The sequence below is a fragment of the Chryseobacterium sp. S0630 genome (genome assembly GCF_024158915.1).
In the GTDB taxonomy this organism is placed as follows: domain Bacteria; phylum Bacteroidota; class Bacteroidia; order Flavobacteriales; family Weeksellaceae; genus Chryseobacterium.
Window position 1 is genome coordinate 13,923 of the sequence record NZ_JAMZGF010000028.1, and the last position, 19,241, is coordinate 33,163.

The window sequence follows — 19,241 nt, forward strand, 5'->3', positions numbered from 1 at the left end:
TAAATTTTCAGGTGCTTTCTAAGCTTATTTTATATTTTTTGAGTTGAGCCAGTCCTGATAAGCCTTTGCATTCACTGCATGTTCTTCAGCACTTGCAGTAAACTTATGGTATCCGAATCTTGCCGGATCAGCACACATAAATATATAATTGTTGTTTTCGGCATTTAAAACAGCATCTATTGAATTCTTATCCACTACACAGATAGGTCCCGGAGGAATACCTGCATTGGCATAAGTATTATAAGGTGATGGTGTAGACAAATGCTTATATAATACCCTTTTTATAGGTTCTTTAAAATTAGTCTGCTTATTGATCGCATAAATTACCGTAGGATCAGACTGAAGCTTCATGCCTTTTCTGTAACGGTTTAAATATAATCCAGCAATTGTTTTCATTTCGTCCTTTTTTCCTCCGGACTCCTTATAAACAATAGAAGCTAAAGCATAAATCTGATCTCTTGTAAGACCGGACTGCTGTTCTTTGTTTTTTCTTTCACTTGTCCAGAAATCATTATATTGATTTTCGAACTTGGAAAAAAATTCTCTCGGACTTACTGTCCAGAAAAAATTATAAGTATCAATGAAAAAATATTTTTTTAAATCTTCAACATTTTTATAGCCTTTCTCCTGCGCAACAGCATCCAGATCATTCACAAAATGCAATGAATCAATTTCTGTTTTTTTAGTCACCTTACCAATCATCTGATACATGTCTCCAAAATCACCGATTCTGTAAGAATTTGCAGTCTGGTTACCTGCTTTGATCATATTGACAAGGTTTTTGTTACCTGTTCCGCTCTGAATATGATATCGCCCTGCTTTAAAATTCGTATCAAGGCCTTTTTCCTTAGCTACAGCTTCAAAAGACTCTCTGTCTTTAATATAAGGAGCAATAGAATCGAGGATCTGTTTAAAGCCTGCTCTATGAGGAATCAGAACATAACCATCCTTTTCTACATTATTTCCTAAATATTTATTATAAAATCTCAAACCAAAAAATCCTGCCACTACAAAAACCAGCAGAATGACAATGAGAATTGCTTTTTTCATTCTTTATAAATGTTGATTAAAAGTTTTTTGTTTTTAAAGAAGATCTGTCTTACCTCTAAAAACTTGCTTTGCAGGACCTTCCAGCCAAATATTCTGGAATGCGTCACCGCTTTTTTCAGCATATACTTTAAGGTTTCCACCTAAAGTTTTAACTTTTACAGAGGTTAGATTATGTTTTTGAAGAAAAGTTAAAGCAGAAGCTGTAACTCCTGTTCCGCAACTGTAAGTTTCGTCCTCAACGCCTCGTTCATAGGTTCTTACAAAAATTTCATTATCAGAAATTTTTTCTACAAAGTTCACATTGATTCCTTTTTCTTTATAATTTTCAGAATTTCTGATGCCATATCCTTCGTCATAAACGTGATAATCTTTCAGGTTGTCTACATATTTTACATAATGAGGAGATCCGGTGTTCAGAACAAAGTCATTGCCGTCATGGGAAACAGTATCCACATTGATCATTTTTAATTTAATGATTCCGTTATGGATTTCAGCTTCATGTTCACCATCGGTTGCAATGAACTTACATTTGTCTTCAAAAATGTCCAGGAAAAAAGCAAAAGCAACAAGACATCTTCCTCCGTTTCCACACATTGTACTTTCTCCACCATCAGAATTGTAATACACCATCTTAAAATCATATTCAGGATCGTTTTCCAATAGAATAAGACCGTCAGCACCTATTCCGAAACGTCTGTCACATAATTTTTCAATACTATCTTTATCTTTAGTAAATTGCAGATCACGGTTGTCTACCATTACAAAATCATTCCCTGTTCCCTGATATTTATAAAATTCCATATTTTTTGTTAAATAAAGAAGCAAAATTACTATATTTTAAATGAAAAACGAACAGTGTTAGCTGTTCGTTTTCTTATTTATAATCGTTTTATCTAAAGCCGCCTCCGCCGCTCTGCTGTCTGCTTGAACTGGTGCTTTGGCTGCCTGAGCTATTTCTAAATCCACCGCCAGAAGATTCTGATCTGCTGCTTTCAGAATTTCTGAAACCGCTGTTATTCTGGTTTCCCTGATTGTTCTGATTACTGCTGTTTTGATTTCTGAATCCGCTGTTACTGTTAGAATTTCTGAAACCACTGTTGTTTTGATTTCCCTGATTGTTTTGATAACCACTATTCTGGTTTCTGAATCCGCTGTTGCTGTTGGAGTTTCTATTATTATTGAATCCTTCGTTATTATTGTATGAACCGTTACTGTTCGTTGTACGCGTATTCTGGAATCCGTTTTGAGGTCTTGATGAAGAAGAAGATCTTCTTTCTACATAGACTTTTCTTCTGGAGTTGTTATAACTGTCATAATAATAAGGAATGCCATTATCATAGTAATAATTAACGTTGTTTCTGTAATAATAGCCGTCATTGCCCCAATATCCACCGCTTCCGTAGTATCCTGAAGGAGCATAATAATACCCATTGTTGTAATAGGGATCACCATATCCGTAACCACTATTGCTTCCGTATCCGTCAGTATATGCTAAACAAGAGGTTAAACTGGTAATAGCAAAAATACTGATTGCTATTTTAAATAAATTTTTCATGACTTTATTGTACTTTTTTTTCTTTAAAACTTTTTTTCCAATTGACGTATCCTAAGATCGCCATTATAGTAAATACCAAATATTGAACCGAAGTGATTCCAAGTCCCTTAAAAATCATCATAGGGATGCAAATAAGATCTCCGAGAATCCAGAAAATCCAGCTCTCAATGCGCTGTTTGGCCATCAACCACATTCCTACTAAAAATATGGAAGTGGTAAAAATATCCATCCAATTGGCCCAATCGAGATGATATAATCCCCAATAAGCACCTTCTAAATGATCAATGTAAGGTTTACAATAATAAATAAAAGTAACAAATCCCAAACTCAGCACAAAAAGAATACTTGCATGTATCCATTCTTTTCGGGTAGCCCATGTAACTTCTACATGAACATGATCTTCAGAATTTCTTGCCCATAGAACCCATCCATAAATACTCATGACAGTATAATAGACGTTAATCATACAGTCTCCCAGCAGCCCGGCATTGAAAAGAAGATATACGTAGATCAGGGTTGAAATAATGCCGGTAGGGTATACCCATATATTTTTCTTTATGGAAAAAAATACGCTCAGTATTCCGAAAATTGCACCTGATGCTTCCAACGTAATCTGTAAAGAATCATAGCTTTCATAAGGCTTTACAAAAAGATCATATAAATTCATGCAATCAAAAATAAGCAAAAATATGGACTTTTTAAAATGGATTATATAATGTGTTGTTCAGGTTTTTAAACCTTTAATGTAAAATAAATGAGGAAAGTTTAACGATAAACGTGGGAGTTCCTAAATTTTTTATATTTTCGTAAATCCTTAATAAATAAAAAAACATGTCGAAAATTTGGGTTAAAAAGCCACTAAGTGCCTATGAGGCAGATATGAAGAAGAGTGAGCTGAAAAAAGTCCTTGGAAAATGGAGTTTAACAGCAATTGGAGTAGGTGCTATTATCGGTGGTGGAATCTTTGTTCTTACAGGAACAGGAGCCTATTATCATGCAGGACCAGCACTTGCAATTTCCTTTATCATAGCAGGGATCGCCTGCGTTTTTGCTGCATTGTGCTATGCAGAGTTTGCATCCATTATTCCTGTAGAGGGTTCAGCTTATGCTTATGCATATGGAACAGTAGGAGAAATTTTTGCATGGGCCATGGGATGGTGTCTCATCCTCGAGTACGCCATGGCGAGTATGGCGGTTTCCGTGAGTTGGTCCGGATATTTTAACAAATTTTTGAAGATTTTTAATATTCACTTGCCCGCTTATCTGACATCAGATCCGGCAAGTTATACCGGAGATGGTTTTTCAATGAACCTGCCAGCATTTATTCTGGTTCTTTTAATTACTGCATTATTGGTAAAGGGAACTAAAGAAGCTGCAGGAGCGAATAATCTGATCGTTTTAATGAAAACTTCAGCGGTTATCTTTGTAATTATCGCTGGTGTATATATTATTTTCTCTAATACAGATCTTTACAATGCAGTAGATGGTGTTAAAAACTGGAAGCCTTTTATTCCGGATCAGGTTCAGATTAAAAATTCTGAAGGAGATATGGTTTCTGCCTACGGTATTAAAGGAATTATTTCCGGAGCAGCAGCTATTTTCTTTGCTTATATCGGTTTTGATGCTGTTTCTACACAAGCTGGAGAGGCTATTAACCCTAAGAAAGATGTACCTTTCGCTATTATCGCTTCATTATTGGTTTGTACTGCTTTATATATCTGTGTATCTCTTGTATTAACGGGGATGATGCATTATACAGACTTTAACCCGGAAGGAAAATATCCGGATGCTATCAAAGCTCCTGTAGCGTATGCTTTTGAAATTGCAGGAAAACACTGGGCGAGTAATATTGTAACCATTGCAGCTACTGTAGGATTAATTTCCGTAGTAATGGTAATGATGATGGGACAGTCCAGAATCTTCATCGGGATGGCAAAAGACGGATTGATTCCTAAATTCTTCGGTGATCTTCATCCAAAAACAAAAACACCTTACAAAGGAATCATTTTGTTAGGACTTGTGGTAGCATTGATCGCAGCATTTACCCCAATTTCAACATTGGCAGATATGACAAGTTTCGGAACTCTATTCGCATTTACCCTGGTTTGTATTGCCGTTTGGGTGATGAGAAAAAAAGAACCTAATTTGATCAGACCTTTCAAAGTTCCGGCTTACAAAATAGTGGTAGCATTAGGAGTATTTATCAATATTTATTTGATCTTTAACTTAAGTGCTCATGCTTTGGAGCTTTCTGCAGTATGGTTGTTCTTAGGAGGTTTGGTATACTTCCTGTATGGAAAATCAAACAGTAAGCTTAACAATCCTGAAAAATATCAGAATCAAGATTAATCATCATATTAAACCGCTTCGGCGGTTTTTTTCGTCCCAATACTATTACTATGAAAAATATTTTGTCCATTTTATTCCTGTCCATAGGATTTACAGCGTTTTCCCAACAGGTGGAAAGTCTTGAAACCATTCTTAATGATAAGATCAGTATCAGAGCTCTTGAATTATATGACAATAAGGTCTGGTACAGCGGTACAAATTCTAAATTTGGATTTGTAGATCTTAAAGACTATAAAAACCAGAAACAGATCAAGCTATCTGAAGAAAAACTTCAGTTCAGAACATTAGCACAGGACAAAACGACTTTTTATGCAATCAACATCGAAAGTCCAGGACGTTTCTTTGCCATTGATAAGAAAACTCTGAAATCACAGGTTGTTTTTAAAGATACAGCCAAAACTGCTTTTTATGATGCCTTACATTTTGTGAATGATAAGCTGGCCTATACTTTTAGTGATGCAGATAAAGATCAGATGTTGAAGCTGGCTGTTTACAAAGACGGGAAATGGAGTATGTTTAAGAATAATGTAAAATTAAATGAGGGTGAAGCTGCTTTTGCTGCAAGTAATACCAATATTTCATCCTCTAAAAAATACTTATGGATTGCCACCGGAGGAAAAGCTTCAAGAATTTTAAGAATGAATCTGAAAGATGAAAAATTTGAAATATTCAATACCCCATTTGTACAGGGAGAATCTTCACAGGGAATGTATTCTGTAGATTTTTTTGATGAAAGCTTTGGAATTGCAGCTGGAGGAGATTATACAAAACAGGATGCTAATATCAATAATATCGCAACCACAAGTGATGCAGGGAAAACCTGGCAGATTCAGGCTTCAGGACAGAATGCAGGATATACAACCTGCGTGAAAATAAAGCCGGGATCCAAAGGAAAAGAAATTATTGCAGTGGGAGATAAGCACATCAGTTATTCCTCAGATTTTGGAAAAACATGGACGAAAATTTCTGATGAGAAAGGCTTCTTTGTCTGTCAGTGGATTGATGCTAACCATGTGGTTCTTGCAGGAAATAACAGAATTGCAGTGATGAAATTAAAATTTTAAATATCAGGAATAGAATTTATCACTATTTGTCAAAAGCCTGATCATACGTATTTAGACTCATTATAAAATAGAACCTAATATAATTCATAGGTTAAAATTCATAACTAATGGTTAATTTTGTAAGATGAAATTTAAATGATGTTAAATTTCATGTCCTTATAAAATTTTAATTTTCAAAATGAACTCTTTAATAGATAAGTATAATATTCCCGGACCGCGTTACACTTCTTATCCTACCGTTCCATATTGGGATGAATCAACATTCTCATCGGAAAAATGGAAGGAAACTGTAATCAGGTCTTTTCATGAAAGCAATGCAGAGGAGGGAATTTCTATTTACATCCATTTGCCTTTCTGTGAGGCATTATGTACGTTCTGTGCTTGCCATAAGCGTATTACCAAACAACATAGTGTTGAAATACCTTATCTGGAAAGTGTTTTAAAGGAATGGAAACTGTATCTTGATCTTTTCAACGAAAGACCTAAACTGAAAGAATTACACCTTGGAGGTGGTACTCCTACGTTTTTCTCTCCTGAGAATTTAAGAACATTATTGGAAGGTATTTTTTCATCGGTAGATATTGCGGAACATCCTGAATTTTCTTTTGAAGGACATCCAAACAATACTACGAAAGAACATCTTCAGACCTTATATGATCTCGGCTTCAGAAGAGTAAGTTTTGGAGTTCAGGATTATGATCCTAAAGTTCAGAAAGCGATCAACAGAATCCAGCCTTTTGAAAATGTAAAAAATGTTACAGAGTGGGCTAAGGAAATTGGATACAGAGGAATCAGTCATGATCTTGTTTTCGGATTGCCGCACCAGAATTGGGATGCCATGGAACATACGATCAGAAAGACAATGGAATTGAAGCCAGACAGACTGGCATTCTACTCTTACGCACACGTTCCATGGGTGAAAGGTGTTGGACAAAGAGGATTTGATGAAAATGACCTTCCAAGTGGAGAAGAGAAACGCCGTTTGTATGAAGATGGGAAAAAGCTTCTTCAGGATTTAGGATATATTGAAGTAGGAATGGATCACTTCTCTCTTGAGCATGATGATCTGTATCAGTCTTTGATTCATAAAAAACTACACAGAAATTTCATGGGCTATACTTCCAGCAATACCCAGCTGATGGTTGGACTTGGGATGTCTGCCATTTCAGATTCTTGGTATGCTTTTGCTCAGAATGTAAAAACAGTGGAAGAGTATCAGAAAATGGTTGAAGAGGGTGAGATTCCTGTTGTAAAAGGACATGTTCTGAGCGATGAGGATCTTACGGTAAGAAGGCATATTCTGAATCTGATGTGTCAGCTTGAAACCACTTTTGATATTAATAATTCTTTCCCTGAGCTTGACAATGCACTGGAAATGTTGAAAGAAATGGAAAATGACGGTTTGGTTGAAATCAACGGAACTGAAGTTAAAATAACAGAAGCCGGAAGAGCATTCACGAGAAATGTAGCGATGGTTTTTGATCTGAGAATGATGAGAAATAAACCTGAAACAAGGATTTTCTCAATGACTATATAAAACAAAAGCGGCTGTCCAAAAAGTTTGGGCAGTCTCTTTTGTTATAAAGAAATAGAATTTAGGAGAGTTTGAGAGTCATATCAATGTCTTGATTCAACCTTGGATCTGACATTTATATAAAACCATTCTTGTTCGATAAAATTTAAATAGAATTAACAGGTCGCTCCTCCGGAGCTCTAATTTTAAAATAAATACGTCCTATTAACAGTCAGCTCCTATTGGAGCTGGATTTGATCCCATCGGGATCAACTGTTAGTAGAAAAAATGAGATCGCCATAAAATAAAGCTCCGAAGGAGCGACCTGTTAATTCATGCCGTAAATATTGATATTTCCAATGTATTTACACTTTTTATCAGACAGTAATAATACAAGAGGCTGTCCAAAAAGTTTGGGCAGTCTCAATTTTTTGTTGAGATGGCTTATTTTGAACTTGTTTAAACTTTTTTGAAACATTAAGATTGCATTAAGGTGTTTAGAGTATTAAGATGAGCTTCGCTTTAAGCTTAAAAATCAGAATGATTTATCTTAACTTAACTATGCTTTACTGCTTAAATCCTTCTTAATGGTTTAAGAAATATCCAATGTTTTTTGCTTAGTGAAAAGCCTTAGCGTTTCGTTTGCGTTTACAACCAGCTACTACTATTTAATAATCAATTTCTGGCTATATGATTTCAGTTCCCCGGATTTAAGATTAATGTAGTACACTCCGGCGGGAATCCCTGAAATATTAATTCCTTTGCCATTAATAATCTGATCCGTTTCCATAACCTTTCTTCCCTCTGCACTGATGATTTCCAGGGTTGCTTTTTTATCTTTCACTCCCTCAATGAAAATTTCTTTGGAAGCAGGATTAGGATAAACTTTTATTGTGCCTAAAGTATTTTCATTAGTTCCTAAAGTTCCTGTGGATATTTTGAAAATTTTTCCATTGCTCAAATCTGCTACATACAATCCTTTCTGATAATCTTCTCCAAAAGTAGAAAAGTTATTTCCGGAATAAGGAGTCGTCCACGTAATGGCATTATTGGTATCCAGAATTCCGATCTGAGAAGAACAATAGTCAGCAAAGAAATATTTCCCCTGAAGTGACGGGTATTGGCTTCCTCTGTAGACATAACCACCCGTGATAGAACATTTTCCGCCAGAATGGTTATATACAGCAACAGGGAAGGTCATGGTGGATTGGGCAGCACATCCTGCAGTATTGTAGGCATTATTCCCTTCATAGCAGCGCCAGCCATAATTTAATCCGGCTGTAGTAATAGGCATTTTATTGATTTCTTCTATTGCTCCCTGACCAACATCCGCAATCATGGCATTGCCGGTAGTCAGATCAAAAGAAAATTTCCAGGCATTTCTAAGGCCGTAAGCCCATATCTCGTCTGCACCATCCACTCCGGCTCCGGCAAAAGGGTTGTCTGGTGGAATATTGTAAGGGCCGGTAGCATCTACATCTATTCTCAGCATTTTTCCTAATAACACATTTTTATTTTGGGCATTATTATTAGGGTCGCCACCACTTCCTCCGTCTCCGGTGATGATCCAGAGCTTTCCGTCAGGAGCAAAATGAATGCTTCCTCCATTGTGATTGTCAAATGGCTTGGGAATATTCAGCAGTATTTTTTCTGAAGCAGGATCTGCTACGTTGGGGTCTGTAGAACTTACACTGTACCTGGCAACAATAATATTGCCTGAAAGGTTGTTATAATACACAAAAAAATACCCGTTGGTAGAGTATTGAGGATGAAATGCAAGACCGAGAAGGCCTCTTTCACCGCCGAAAGTAATTTTTGATCCGATATTCAGAAAATGGGTTGTGTTAATTGTCCCATTGGGTTGAATAATTTTAATGATGCCGTCCTGTTGAACCACAAAAAGACGGTTGTCATTGGCGTTCGTAATCTCTACAGGACTGGTAAGCCCCGTGGCAAATTCTTCCAAATTAATGCTTTGAGAATTAACAATTAAGGAAGAAAAAATACTGATGCAAAAAAGTAATTTTTTCATAATATTTTGATAGTTAGTGCGTTGATATGATGAATGAAAATTTTATACCAATCATATTTTGAAAACTTCGTTATGATAGTATGAAAAAATTGTTAAATCTTAAATAGAAATCACGATACCAATATATCTGGAAATAAACCATTTCTGTTGTTAAAAATTCATAAAATACAAGAAAATCATTATATTTGCCGACTTAATTTAACGTAGTTATAACAAAATGCAAGGAAAAGGACTTATTACAATTGTCGCTATTGTACTAGGGTTGATTTGCTTAAACGAGCTATTACCAACATGGTACGCCAGCAAAATTGAAAAGCAGGCGACTGCTATTGCAGGAGACAATCCGGAGAAGTATCAAAAAGAAATCGCAAGACTTTCTAAGGATACTTTGAATTTAGGATTCACAAAACTTTATTACACTAAAGCCAAAGACAAGGAAATGAAACTTGGTCTTGACTTGAAAGGAGGGATCAACGTTCTTTTGGAAATCAACCAAAGAGATCTTGTGAATGATTTAACCAATTATTCTACAAATCCTGTTCTTATTGAGGCTTTAAACAAAACTGATGAAGCACAGAAGAATTCTACTAAACCTTACATCGACAACTTCTTTGAGCAGTTCGATGTAATTAACAAAGCTAAAGGGACAAACCTTAAGTTGGCAGATCCGGAAATTTTCGGAAATACAACCCTTACTGAGGTGAAGTACAACACGCCTGATGAGCAGGTGAAAAGCATTGTTAAAAGAAAAATCGATGCATCTGTAGGAACAGCTTTCGAGGTAATCAGAACGAGAATTGATAAGCTTGGAGCCATCCAGCCAAACGTTCAGAGAGTACCTGGTACAGCTAGAATTTCTGTGGAAATGCCTGGTATGAAGGACATCGATAAAGTGAAGAAAATGCTTCAGACTTCTGCAAAACTTCAGTTCTGGGAAGTACAGCAGGTTCCTGAAATTGCGCCTTATTTCCAGACTTTGACAACTATGGTTGCTACAAAAGGAGATTCTATGGGAGTGGCAAAAAATGTGAACTTCATGAGCCTTTTACAGCTTGACAAATTAAGAACAAATGGTGTTGCTAACGTAAAACTATCTGATACTGCTGTTGTAAACAAAATCTTAAACAGCAAAGTAGGTCAGTCTTTACGTCCGTCTAACATTAAATATACACAGTTCATGTGGGGTTACAAACCTGAAGCTACAGATAGCGAAAGCTTAGTATTGTATGCGATCAGAGGTAACATCAACCAGAAAGCTCCGGTAGACGGTGCTGTTGAAACTGCAAATATCAGCTACGATGAACTAAGCAGAGTAGTGGTAGATATGCAGATGGACTCTAAAGGAGCAAAAGAGTGGAAAACATTAACTGAGAAAAATGTTGGAAAACCGGTTGCAGTAACTCTTGATAACAGAGTATACACAGCTCCTAACGTTGTAGGTGCTATCCCTAACGGTAGAACTCAGATCTCTGGTAACTTCTCTCAGGAAGAAGCTAAAGAATTGGTAGACGTGTTAGGTGCTGGTAAATTGCCTGCAGGTGCAAAAGTAGTTCAGGCTACCGTTGTAGGTCCATCTTTAGGGCAAGAGGCTATTGATTCTGGTTTAATGTCGTTTATCATTGCATTCGCTATTATCATTGTTTATATCATTTTCTACTACGGTGGAGCTGGTGTATATGCGGTAATTGCAATGGTGATCAACTTATTCTATATTTTCGGTATCATGGATTCGGGTGACTTTACCCTTACGCTTCCAGGTATCGCGGGTATCGTTCTTACGATGGCAGTAGCGGTTGATACGAACGTTATCATTTATGAAAGAACTAAAGAAGAATTATTCGCTGGGAAAAGTATCCTTGAAGCTTACAAAGATGGTTTCAAACATGCATTAAACGCGATTATCGATGGTCACACTACTACTTTCCTAACGGCAGTTGTATTGTTCTTCTTCGGAACAGGACCTATCAAAGGTTTTGCATTGACGTTGATGATCGGTATTTTAATGACATTATTCACGTCTGTATTGCTTTCAAGAGTAATGATCTTCTCAAGATTAAATAAAGGAAAAGGACTTTCTGTTTGGACTCCGGCTACGAAGAACCTATTCAGAAATACCTGGATCGATTTCATCGGAAAGAGAAAATATGCTTACATCGTTTCTGCTGTTCTTACCGTTATTTGTGTGATTTCAATCGCAACGCATGGTTTCAAATACGGTATCGACTTTACCGGTGGTAGAAACTATGTGGTAAGATTTGATAAAGATGTAAAAGCTGAAGATGTTGAAGAAAAATTAGTAGCATTATTCAAAACTGAAGACGGTAAAAACTCTTCTGTAGAAGCTAAAACTTTCGGAAACAACAAACAATTAAAGATTTCTACCGATTACCTTATCGAGGACGAATCTTTAAAAGCTGACCAGATTATCGAACAGAAATTATTCGAAGGTTTAAAATCAAACTTACCGGCAGGAACTACATTGAAAGATTTCAAATCTGCTGATAAAGACCACGCAGGAATTATCTCTTCTGAGAAAGTAGGACCTTCTGTTGCTGATGATATCCAGACTCACGGTATCTATGCGGTATTAGCTGCATTAGCAATGATCTTCATTTATATCTTAGTAAGATTTAGAAAATGGCAGTTCTCTCTTGGAGCAGTTGCTGCTCTATTCCACGATGCGGTAATTATCTTAGGAGCATATTCATTGCTTCACAAATATATGCCGTTCAACATGGAGATCAACCAGGATTTCATTGCTGCGATTCTTACTGTATTAGGATACTCAATTAACGATACCGTAATTATCTTCGACAGAATTAGAGAATACCTGAGAGAGAAAAAATCTTTAACATTAGCAGGTCTGTTTGATGACTCTATTTCAAGTACATTGGGTAGAACATTCAACACCTCATTCACTACGATTTTGGTTATCCTTGCGATCTTCATCTTCGGTGGTGATAACTTGAGAGGATTCATGTTTGCGATGTTAATCGGTATTGGATTCGGTACTTATTCATCCATCTTTATTGCGTCTGCAATTGCTTACGACTTCCTTAAAACAGGGAAAGAAGAAGAGGTACATGGAAAATCCACTTCTGCTAAAGAAGAACTTGCTTCAAAGTAATACAAACTACAATAAATTAGTAAAGACCGTTTCGAAAGAAGCGGTCTTTTTTTATATACTTATCCGTTTTTTTTTCTTTTTGATCATTTCAAATGATAAATAGGGTATCTCACCCTAACTATTTGAAAGCTTTTGTTTTGAATGATTGAATTTTCATCTAGTTTTTAATTATTTTATCTGTTTTCTATTGGTAATTATTTATTAGTGTTTTTTAAACCTTGTTTTTATAATTTATATTGTAGATTTTACTTTTTTTTAAAGAGTTTTAATTGGAGTTATATATAATAACTCTAATTTTGGAGAATAATTGGGTTGTGTGTAATTGTTGAATAATAAAGAGTTTTTGTGAGTTTATATGGAAATAATTATTTTAATTTAAAAATATTAAAAAATAAGAGTTTTATGTAGTAAAATATTTTATATTTATATAAAACAAAACAAAAATGAAAATCGAAAAATTATTAGTTGCTGTGGCATTATGTGCTGCTAGTTTCCTTTTAGCACAGGTAGGAATTGGAACTCCTAATCCTGATAAAAGTGCTGCCTTAGATATTACGAATAGCACTAAAGGTGTACTGATCCCAAGAATTTCCAATCTGTCAACAATAGCCACACCGGCCAACGGCTTGCTGGTTTATGATCTCCAAAGACAGGCATTAACTCAGAATATAGGAACTCCTTCCAGTCCTAACTGGGTTCCCATCAGTGGTAATATTGTTAAGTTTTTCTATATGCCGTCCATCAGTATTGATACCTCTACTTTAGGTACAGGAAGAACAAAAGATTTGTTCCAGCTTTATAAGGCTCAGTTTTCGACCCCTAAGGTTTCAAGTACGGGAGCTCCAGGGGGAATTCCTTTCTTTGCTAATGCATCAGATTTGTATTATTATGTTACCGATTTTGATAATACTGTATTGAGTAATGTAAGCATTGATCCCAATGGAATATTGAAATATGATGTGGTAGGAACGGCAACGGCCTGCTCTTTTGTCAACATTGTATTTGTAATCAAATAATTTGAAGTGACATACAGTCATTATGATCATCCTTATCCAGGGATGAGTGTCTACCACGTATAATTAACTTTAAAAATTATTGATGATGAAAACAATTTCAATAGTACGCTGTTTGCTTATGGTAATATGTCTTTTTGTATCAGGCAAAGTGGCATCGCAGGAGATGGTTGCCCTTCCCAATGGTGGATGTGGAAGATTATTGGATACCAATACCTCAAGTTCAAGTGATGGTGGTTTTCTTTGTTTCAGATTAGGAAAAGAAGCTGTTAATCCTAATAATATGACGGATACGGATGTCAACTCATATGCATCTTTGAAACCAGGAACTGGTGCCGGACTATTCTGTAGTATGTATATCGGGGTAGGAACTTCGGGAGCCGATTTTCAGGCTAATAAACCTGTTTATATTGATTTTGCTTCCGATGGATTCAATTTTAATCCCAGTTTTAATGGGGGGAATTTTGTTTTCTACAATAATGGGCAGGAAGTCTATCGTACTGGTATCAACGGGCATTTCTTCTTTGATTTCGGAGATAATCAGGAGCGAAGAATTATTAAAGTAATTCCGACAGCTGCATGGGATGAAGTGCAGTTGGCTTTCGGAGAAGCTATTGGTATTGGTTTTTCCTTCAGCCAGATGAGAGTATATAACATTCTTTCAGAGTATTATCTGGCTCCTATGACCTTTCTGTCTCAGCCTTCTGATAAAACAGTTGTTGCCGGAGGATCTACAACGATGACAGCGGTAATCAATAATACTTCTACAGATGAAACACCGGATAATATTACCTATCAGTGGCAGGTTCTTATCGGAAGTACATGGAATAATCTTGCAAACGGGTCCAACTATGCGAATGTCACTTCATCTACTCTTAGTATTAATAATGTTCCTGCAGGATTTCACAATAATCAGTACAGAGTTGTTGCCAATTCCAGCTTCCATACCTGTTCCTTCCAGGCAATTTCTACTGTGGGACGACTTTTTGTCAACTCAGTGAATGCTCCCGGAACTATTTCAGCGGATCAGACAATATGTATGGATATCAGCAATGATCCTGCCGCATTTAGTCAGACTACAGTGGCGCAGGTAAGTGGTTCTGCAGAATATCAGTGGCAAAGCTCCGCAGATAACGTAACATTTGTAAATATTACCAACGCTACATCTGCTACTTATGATGCTCCGCCTATTACACAAACTGCTTATTACCGTCGGGGAGTAAGATCTGTTCTGAACGGAAACACAACGGCTTATCAATACAGCAATGTGGTAAAAGTAACGGTAAAACAAAGTTGTTTGATTAAGTGTATCATAACAAACAGAATGATTTATACGACGTTGAACAGCAACTAAGATTGGTCTCTAATTAAGGATAGTAACCTGTTTCAAATTCATTTTTGGAGCAGGTTTATTCTTTATGTTCGGTAGGAAAATACGGAAAAAATAAAGCTATGGTAAATGTAATGTGTTATTTAATAACGTTTTAGTCTTTTTGTTTTTTAAAATTTATATGAAGTATTCATAATTTAGAATCATTATTTTTCAGATTTGATTAATTTTGCACCATCATGGAAAATTCAAAGAAAAAAGCGGCTATAGGCTTCATATTTATTACTTTACTGATCGATATTACAGGATGGGGAATCATCATTCCTGTTGTTCCTAAATTAATTGAGGAACTTATTCATGCAGATATTAGTGAAGCCGCAAAATATGGTGGCTGGCTTGGATTTGCCTATGCATTTACACAATTTATATTCTCTCCGTTAGTAGGAAACCTTAGTGATAAATACGGACGAAGACCCATCATTCTGATTTCTCTTTTCGGATTTGCAGTAGATTATATTTTCCTTGCACTGGCTCCCACGATCTGGTGGTTATTTTTGGGAAGAGTTATTGCGGGGATTACAGGAGCAAGTGTCACCACGGCCAGTGCTTATATTGCAGATATTTCCACGGATGAAGACAGAGCTAAGAATTTCGGCCTGATAGGTGCTGCTTTTGGGCTCGGATTTATCATAGGACCTGTTCTGGGTGGAGTTCTTGGACATTATGGAGCCAGGGTTCCTTTCTATGCGGCTGCCGGCCTGTGTCTGCTTAATTTCCTTTATGGATACTTCATTCTTCCTGAAAGTTTGGATAAAGATAAAAGAAGAGAATTCGACTGGAAACGTGCCAATCCCATTGGTTCATTTAAGTTTTTAGGGAAACACCCTGAAATTTCAGGTTTGATTGTTTCTTTGATCTTAATCTATATTGCAGGTCATGCTGTACAGAGCAACTGGAGTTTCTTTACCATGTATAAGTTCAGCTGGACAGAAAGAATGGTTGGAATCTCCTTAGGAGTTGTAGGTTTGTTGGTAGGTCTCGTACAGGGTGGTCTTATCAGATATACAACCCCAAGACTGGGAGAACAGAAAAGTATTTATTACGGATTGGCTTTCTATGCGGTAGGAATGTTATTGTTTGCCTTTGCTTCAGAAGGCTGGATGATGTTTGTGTTTCTCGTACCTTATTGTTTAGGAGGAATCTGCGGACCGGCTTTACAATCGGTTATTACGAAAAGTGTTCCTTCCAATGAACAGGGAGAACTTCAGGGAGCATTAACGAGTTTAATGAGTGCTACATCCATTATCGGACCTCCAATGATGACTAATTTATTTTATTATTTCACTCATGATGAAGCGCCGTTCAAATTTTCCGGTGCACCTTTCTTTTTAGCTTTTATTTTAATGGCAATCAGCGTGGTAATTACCTATTCTGCTTTTCAGAAGAAAAATAAAAATTTAGTTGATGTGACTTCAAAAAAAGATTTTCATTAAATAGATTTGTTCTATTGATGAGATATAGATGATTTTGGGTTACATCTTTCAATAATTTTACATGAGTGAAATAGTTTTACTCATTGTTGAAACAGGAAAAACCAAATTATGAATACATCAGAACTGGAAAAGTATTTTGAACGGATTCATTTCTCCGGAGCTCCGGAATTGACTATGGAGACATTGAAAAGAATACATCAGCTCCATCCCAAGTATATTCCCTTTGAGAATATTGATTCTTATACAGGAATTGTTCCTTCTTTGAATGTAGATGATGTTTTCAGAAAACTGGTTATTGAATCCAGAGGTGGATACTGCTATGAACAGAATCTGCTTTTAAGTGAAGTTTTAAAAAAATTAGGATTCAATGTAAAACTCCAGCTTGGAAGGGTAGTGTGGGGAAGACAGGAAGATAGTATTGCTGCGCAGACTCATCTATTGCTTATTGTTGATTTTGAAGAAGAAAAATATGTGGTAGACTGCGGATTTGGAACAGCCACCCTTACTGCACCAGTACTTTTAAATGAAGAAGAACAGCAGCAAACACCCAACGGAATATTTAAAGTTTCCCATAAAGAAGAAACCTATACACTTTGGATGTGGAAAGAACAATGGCTTCCGGTGTACCGATTTATTCCTGAGTATGTAGAACCTATTGATCTTGATATTTCCAACTGGTATTTGTCTACTCATCCGGATTCTCATTTTAAGAACAGACTGATTCTTTCAAAAGTAGATGAGAATGCCCGCTACACTTATACAGACCATGTACTGAATATCCGGTCTGATGATGGTGAAAAAGAATCTATAAGGATAGAAAATGATGTACAGCTCTATGAGATATTGATTAATACTTTCGGACTTAAAGAAAATGCAATAGAAGCATTGAAGTCAAAAGTCAGGATCTGGTAGAACTTATAAAATGCAATAAACGGGAAGCTCACTGAGCTTCCCGTTTTGATTAAAATCTGATTTTTATGAGAATAACTATTATGGATAAAGGGATTTTGTCCCGTTACTTACAATATTACTGCCCAATCCGGAGAATGATACAGAGAAATTAGTGGAATTAAAGCTCAAAGAACCTGTAGGTGTACAAAGTCCCAGTGCATAACGACATTGTCCGTAAGCTCCTGTCTTTTTGGTAATCTTACTTTCACTTTTTGCTTTTCCTAAACTGATATATCCCCAGTCACTTACATCTGCATTGGACACCGTAGACCCTGAATAATAAATGGTAATCTGATATCCTGCTTCACCTCGTTTAGAACCCCAAAGCCAGTTGGCTGTCCACCATTGTTTATACCATGTAGAAACCACTTTTGAAGCCTGATTGTTCGATGCTTCCGAATTTCCACGGGTATCCATCATCACAAGACCTCCGAAGATATTATCCCAGATAATTCCTGAATCACCATAAAAACATAAGGTGGTAAATTTCCCGTTTTTGCCGTTCCATGTTACTTCCATAACCTGGGTGCCTGGTTTTACTTCTTCGGTGATGGCTTCTTTTAACCCTTGTTGTGCGATTGTTAAATCCTCACCATTATACAAATCTCCAATTTTTCCGATTTTTACAGAAGATGGATCCATAATATTTCCGGATGCAATGAACTGATCTTTATCTGTAATCAGTTTTTTGGAAAGTTCTACCCCTTGTTGGGTTGAAATTTTTCCTAATACAGCCACTCCAACAATTTGTAAATCATTTTTTAAATAAGTTTCAAGATTTTTGGTGGATTCATTCAGTTGAAGCTGTACTGCTTCAGGAACAAGTTGAGAAGAAGAAGGAGTGATTTCTTTTTTCAGCTCATCTATGGTTGTCTTAGCCTGAACCGCTTCCTGTTGGCTCATTTCGTTGTTTTCATTCTGGCAGCTTTGGAATGCCAATACCGATAACACGGCGAAAACTTTAAAAGTAGTCACTAGTTTTTTCATAATTAATATTTATTTGGTTGTGCATTATAAATATACAGAATTGTTGTGTAATTCTCATTGTTTTGAATTAAATATTTGTTAATTAATAAGTAGAGGTTGCAGATGTTAGGTAGTTAAGTTTGAGAGTGGGAGAGTTTGAGGGTTCAAAGTTCTGAGTTTAAAGCTTGTGGGTAAACAGGAATAAAAAAAAACAGCACCTCGCACCTCGTAACAAAATAAACTTGAAACTCGTACCAACACCAAAAACTCGTCTCCAAGCAACCTGCACCAAAATAATCTCGAAACCCGCAACCCGTCCACCAAACATTAAACATTAAACCTTGAACTTTGAACTTTGAACTTTGAACCCTGAACTTCATTATAAAATCTTAAAATTTGTTTAAATTTTTAGTTTACATTCCATAAATGCAATAATCTTTCGTAATTTTACGCCATGGAATTAAGCATTGGAGAAATGGCACTCATTGCCATTGCAATCGTTGTATTATTCGGTCCGGATAAACTGCCTCAGATTGCGCGTGACTTAGGTGCAGGCGTTAGAAAGATGCGTGGAGCAGTAGAAGATATCAAAACTGAAATCATGAAGGAAACGGATAATCCTGTTTCTGAAATCAAACGTGAGATTGAGAAAGTAAAAGATGCTGCAAAGGATTTCAACCCGATGAATGATATTCAGAAAGATATTCTGACGGAACCTTCTTCAGTGGCTTCTAATGAGCCTTCAAAACCGAAACCGGCAGATGATGAGACTTACGAAGGACCTGTAAGCAGATAACG

The 19,241-nt window shown here is 36.4% G+C and carries 15 protein-coding genes; 9 read left to right on the forward strand and 6 right to left on the reverse strand.

All coding sequences use genetic code 11. The features are described 5' to 3' along the window. Positions 1-24: 24 nt before the first annotated feature. The 4 genes from mltG to pnuC all read right to left on the reverse strand — a co-directional run bounded on the left by mltG (position 25) and on the right by pnuC (position 3,272). Complete coding sequence (gene mltG, locus NK356_RS13455; protein WP_034696294.1) at positions 25-1,050, reverse strand: endolytic transglycosylase MltG; 1,026 nt, start codon at positions 1,048-1,050, stop codon at positions 25-27. 33 nt (positions 1,051-1,083) lie between these two features. Next, positions 1,084-1,851, reverse strand: coding sequence for a diaminopimelate epimerase (gene dapF / locus NK356_RS13460; protein WP_079241193.1), 768 nt, complete (start codon positions 1,849-1,851; stop codon positions 1,084-1,086). 88 nt (positions 1,852-1,939) lie between these two features. Further along, positions 1,940-2,605 carry a hypothetical protein gene (locus NK356_RS13465; protein ID WP_253317218.1) on the reverse strand — a complete coding sequence of 222 codons (666 nt, stop codon included), beginning with the start codon at positions 2,603-2,605 and terminating at the stop codon, positions 1,940-1,942. 4 nt (positions 2,606-2,609) lie between these two features. Then, the gene (pnuC, locus tag NK356_RS13470) at positions 2,610-3,272 is read right to left on the reverse strand and encodes a nicotinamide riboside transporter PnuC (RefSeq protein WP_253317219.1); all 663 of its coding nucleotides are present in this window, start codon (positions 3,270-3,272) and stop codon (positions 2,610-2,612) included. Positions 3,273-3,436: 164 nt separating this feature from the next. Between pnuC and NK356_RS13475 the strand changes: the two genes are divergently transcribed. The 3 genes from NK356_RS13475 to hemN all read left to right on the forward strand — a co-directional run bounded on the left by NK356_RS13475 (position 3,437) and on the right by hemN (position 7,555). Further along, positions 3,437-4,954: an amino acid permease gene (locus NK356_RS13475; protein WP_034696290.1), complete on the forward strand. Its 1,518-nt coding sequence runs from the start codon at positions 3,437-3,439 to the stop codon at positions 4,952-4,954. Positions 4,955-5,004: 50 nt separating this feature from the next. Continuing rightward, entirely contained in the window at positions 5,005-6,018 is a 1,014-nt protein-coding gene (locus tag NK356_RS13480; protein WP_253317220.1) for a glycosyl hydrolase, read from the forward strand. A gap of 178 nt (positions 6,019-6,196) precedes the next feature. Continuing rightward, positions 6,197-7,555: an oxygen-independent coproporphyrinogen III oxidase gene (gene hemN / locus NK356_RS13485; RefSeq protein ID WP_034696287.1), complete on the forward strand. Its 1,359-nt coding sequence runs from the start codon at positions 6,197-6,199 to the stop codon at positions 7,553-7,555. Between the two features lie 640 nt (positions 7,556-8,195). Here the strand turns inward: hemN and NK356_RS13490 are convergent. Further along, a complete protein-coding gene (locus NK356_RS13490; protein WP_034696286.1) occupies positions 8,196-9,563 on the reverse strand; it encodes a sorbosone dehydrogenase family protein in 1,368 nt (455 codons plus the stop codon). 217 nt (positions 9,564-9,780) lie between these two features. On the opposite strand from NK356_RS13490, the gene NK356_RS13495 reads away from it, so the two are divergent. The 5 genes from NK356_RS13495 to NK356_RS13515 all read left to right on the forward strand — a co-directional run bounded on the left by NK356_RS13495 (position 9,781) and on the right by NK356_RS13515 (position 17,438). Next, a complete protein-coding gene (locus tag NK356_RS13495; RefSeq protein WP_034696285.1) occupies positions 9,781-12,690 on the forward strand; it encodes a protein translocase subunit SecDF in 2,910 nt (969 codons plus the stop codon). Between the two features lie 443 nt (positions 12,691-13,133). Further along, entirely contained in the window at positions 13,134-13,706 is a 573-nt protein-coding gene (locus NK356_RS13500) for a hypothetical protein (RefSeq protein ID WP_253317221.1), read from the forward strand. 82 nt (positions 13,707-13,788) lie between these two features. After that, positions 13,789-15,057 carry a hypothetical protein gene (locus NK356_RS13505; RefSeq protein ID WP_253317222.1) on the forward strand — a complete coding sequence of 423 codons (1,269 nt, stop codon included), beginning with the start codon at positions 13,789-13,791 and terminating at the stop codon, positions 15,055-15,057. Positions 15,058-15,272: 215 nt separating this feature from the next. Next, a complete protein-coding gene (locus NK356_RS13510; protein ID WP_034696282.1) occupies positions 15,273-16,526 on the forward strand; it encodes a tetracycline resistance MFS efflux pump in 1,254 nt (417 codons plus the stop codon). 108 nt (positions 16,527-16,634) lie between these two features. Continuing rightward, complete coding sequence (locus tag NK356_RS13515; protein ID WP_253317223.1) at positions 16,635-17,438, forward strand: arylamine N-acetyltransferase; 804 nt, start codon at positions 16,635-16,637, stop codon at positions 17,436-17,438. 78 nt (positions 17,439-17,516) lie between these two features. Here the strand turns inward: NK356_RS13515 and NK356_RS13520 are convergent, their stop codons facing one another. Continuing rightward, entirely contained in the window at positions 17,517-18,464 is a 948-nt protein-coding gene (locus tag NK356_RS13520) for a hypothetical protein (protein WP_034696280.1), read from the reverse strand. Between the two features lie 433 nt (positions 18,465-18,897). On the opposite strand from NK356_RS13520, the gene NK356_RS13525 reads away from it, so the two are divergent. Continuing rightward, the gene (locus tag NK356_RS13525; RefSeq protein ID WP_253317224.1) at positions 18,898-19,239 is read left to right on the forward strand and encodes a twin-arginine translocase TatA/TatE family subunit; all 342 of its coding nucleotides are present in this window, start codon (positions 18,898-18,900) and stop codon (positions 19,237-19,239) included. Positions 19,240-19,241 lie beyond the last annotated feature (2 nt).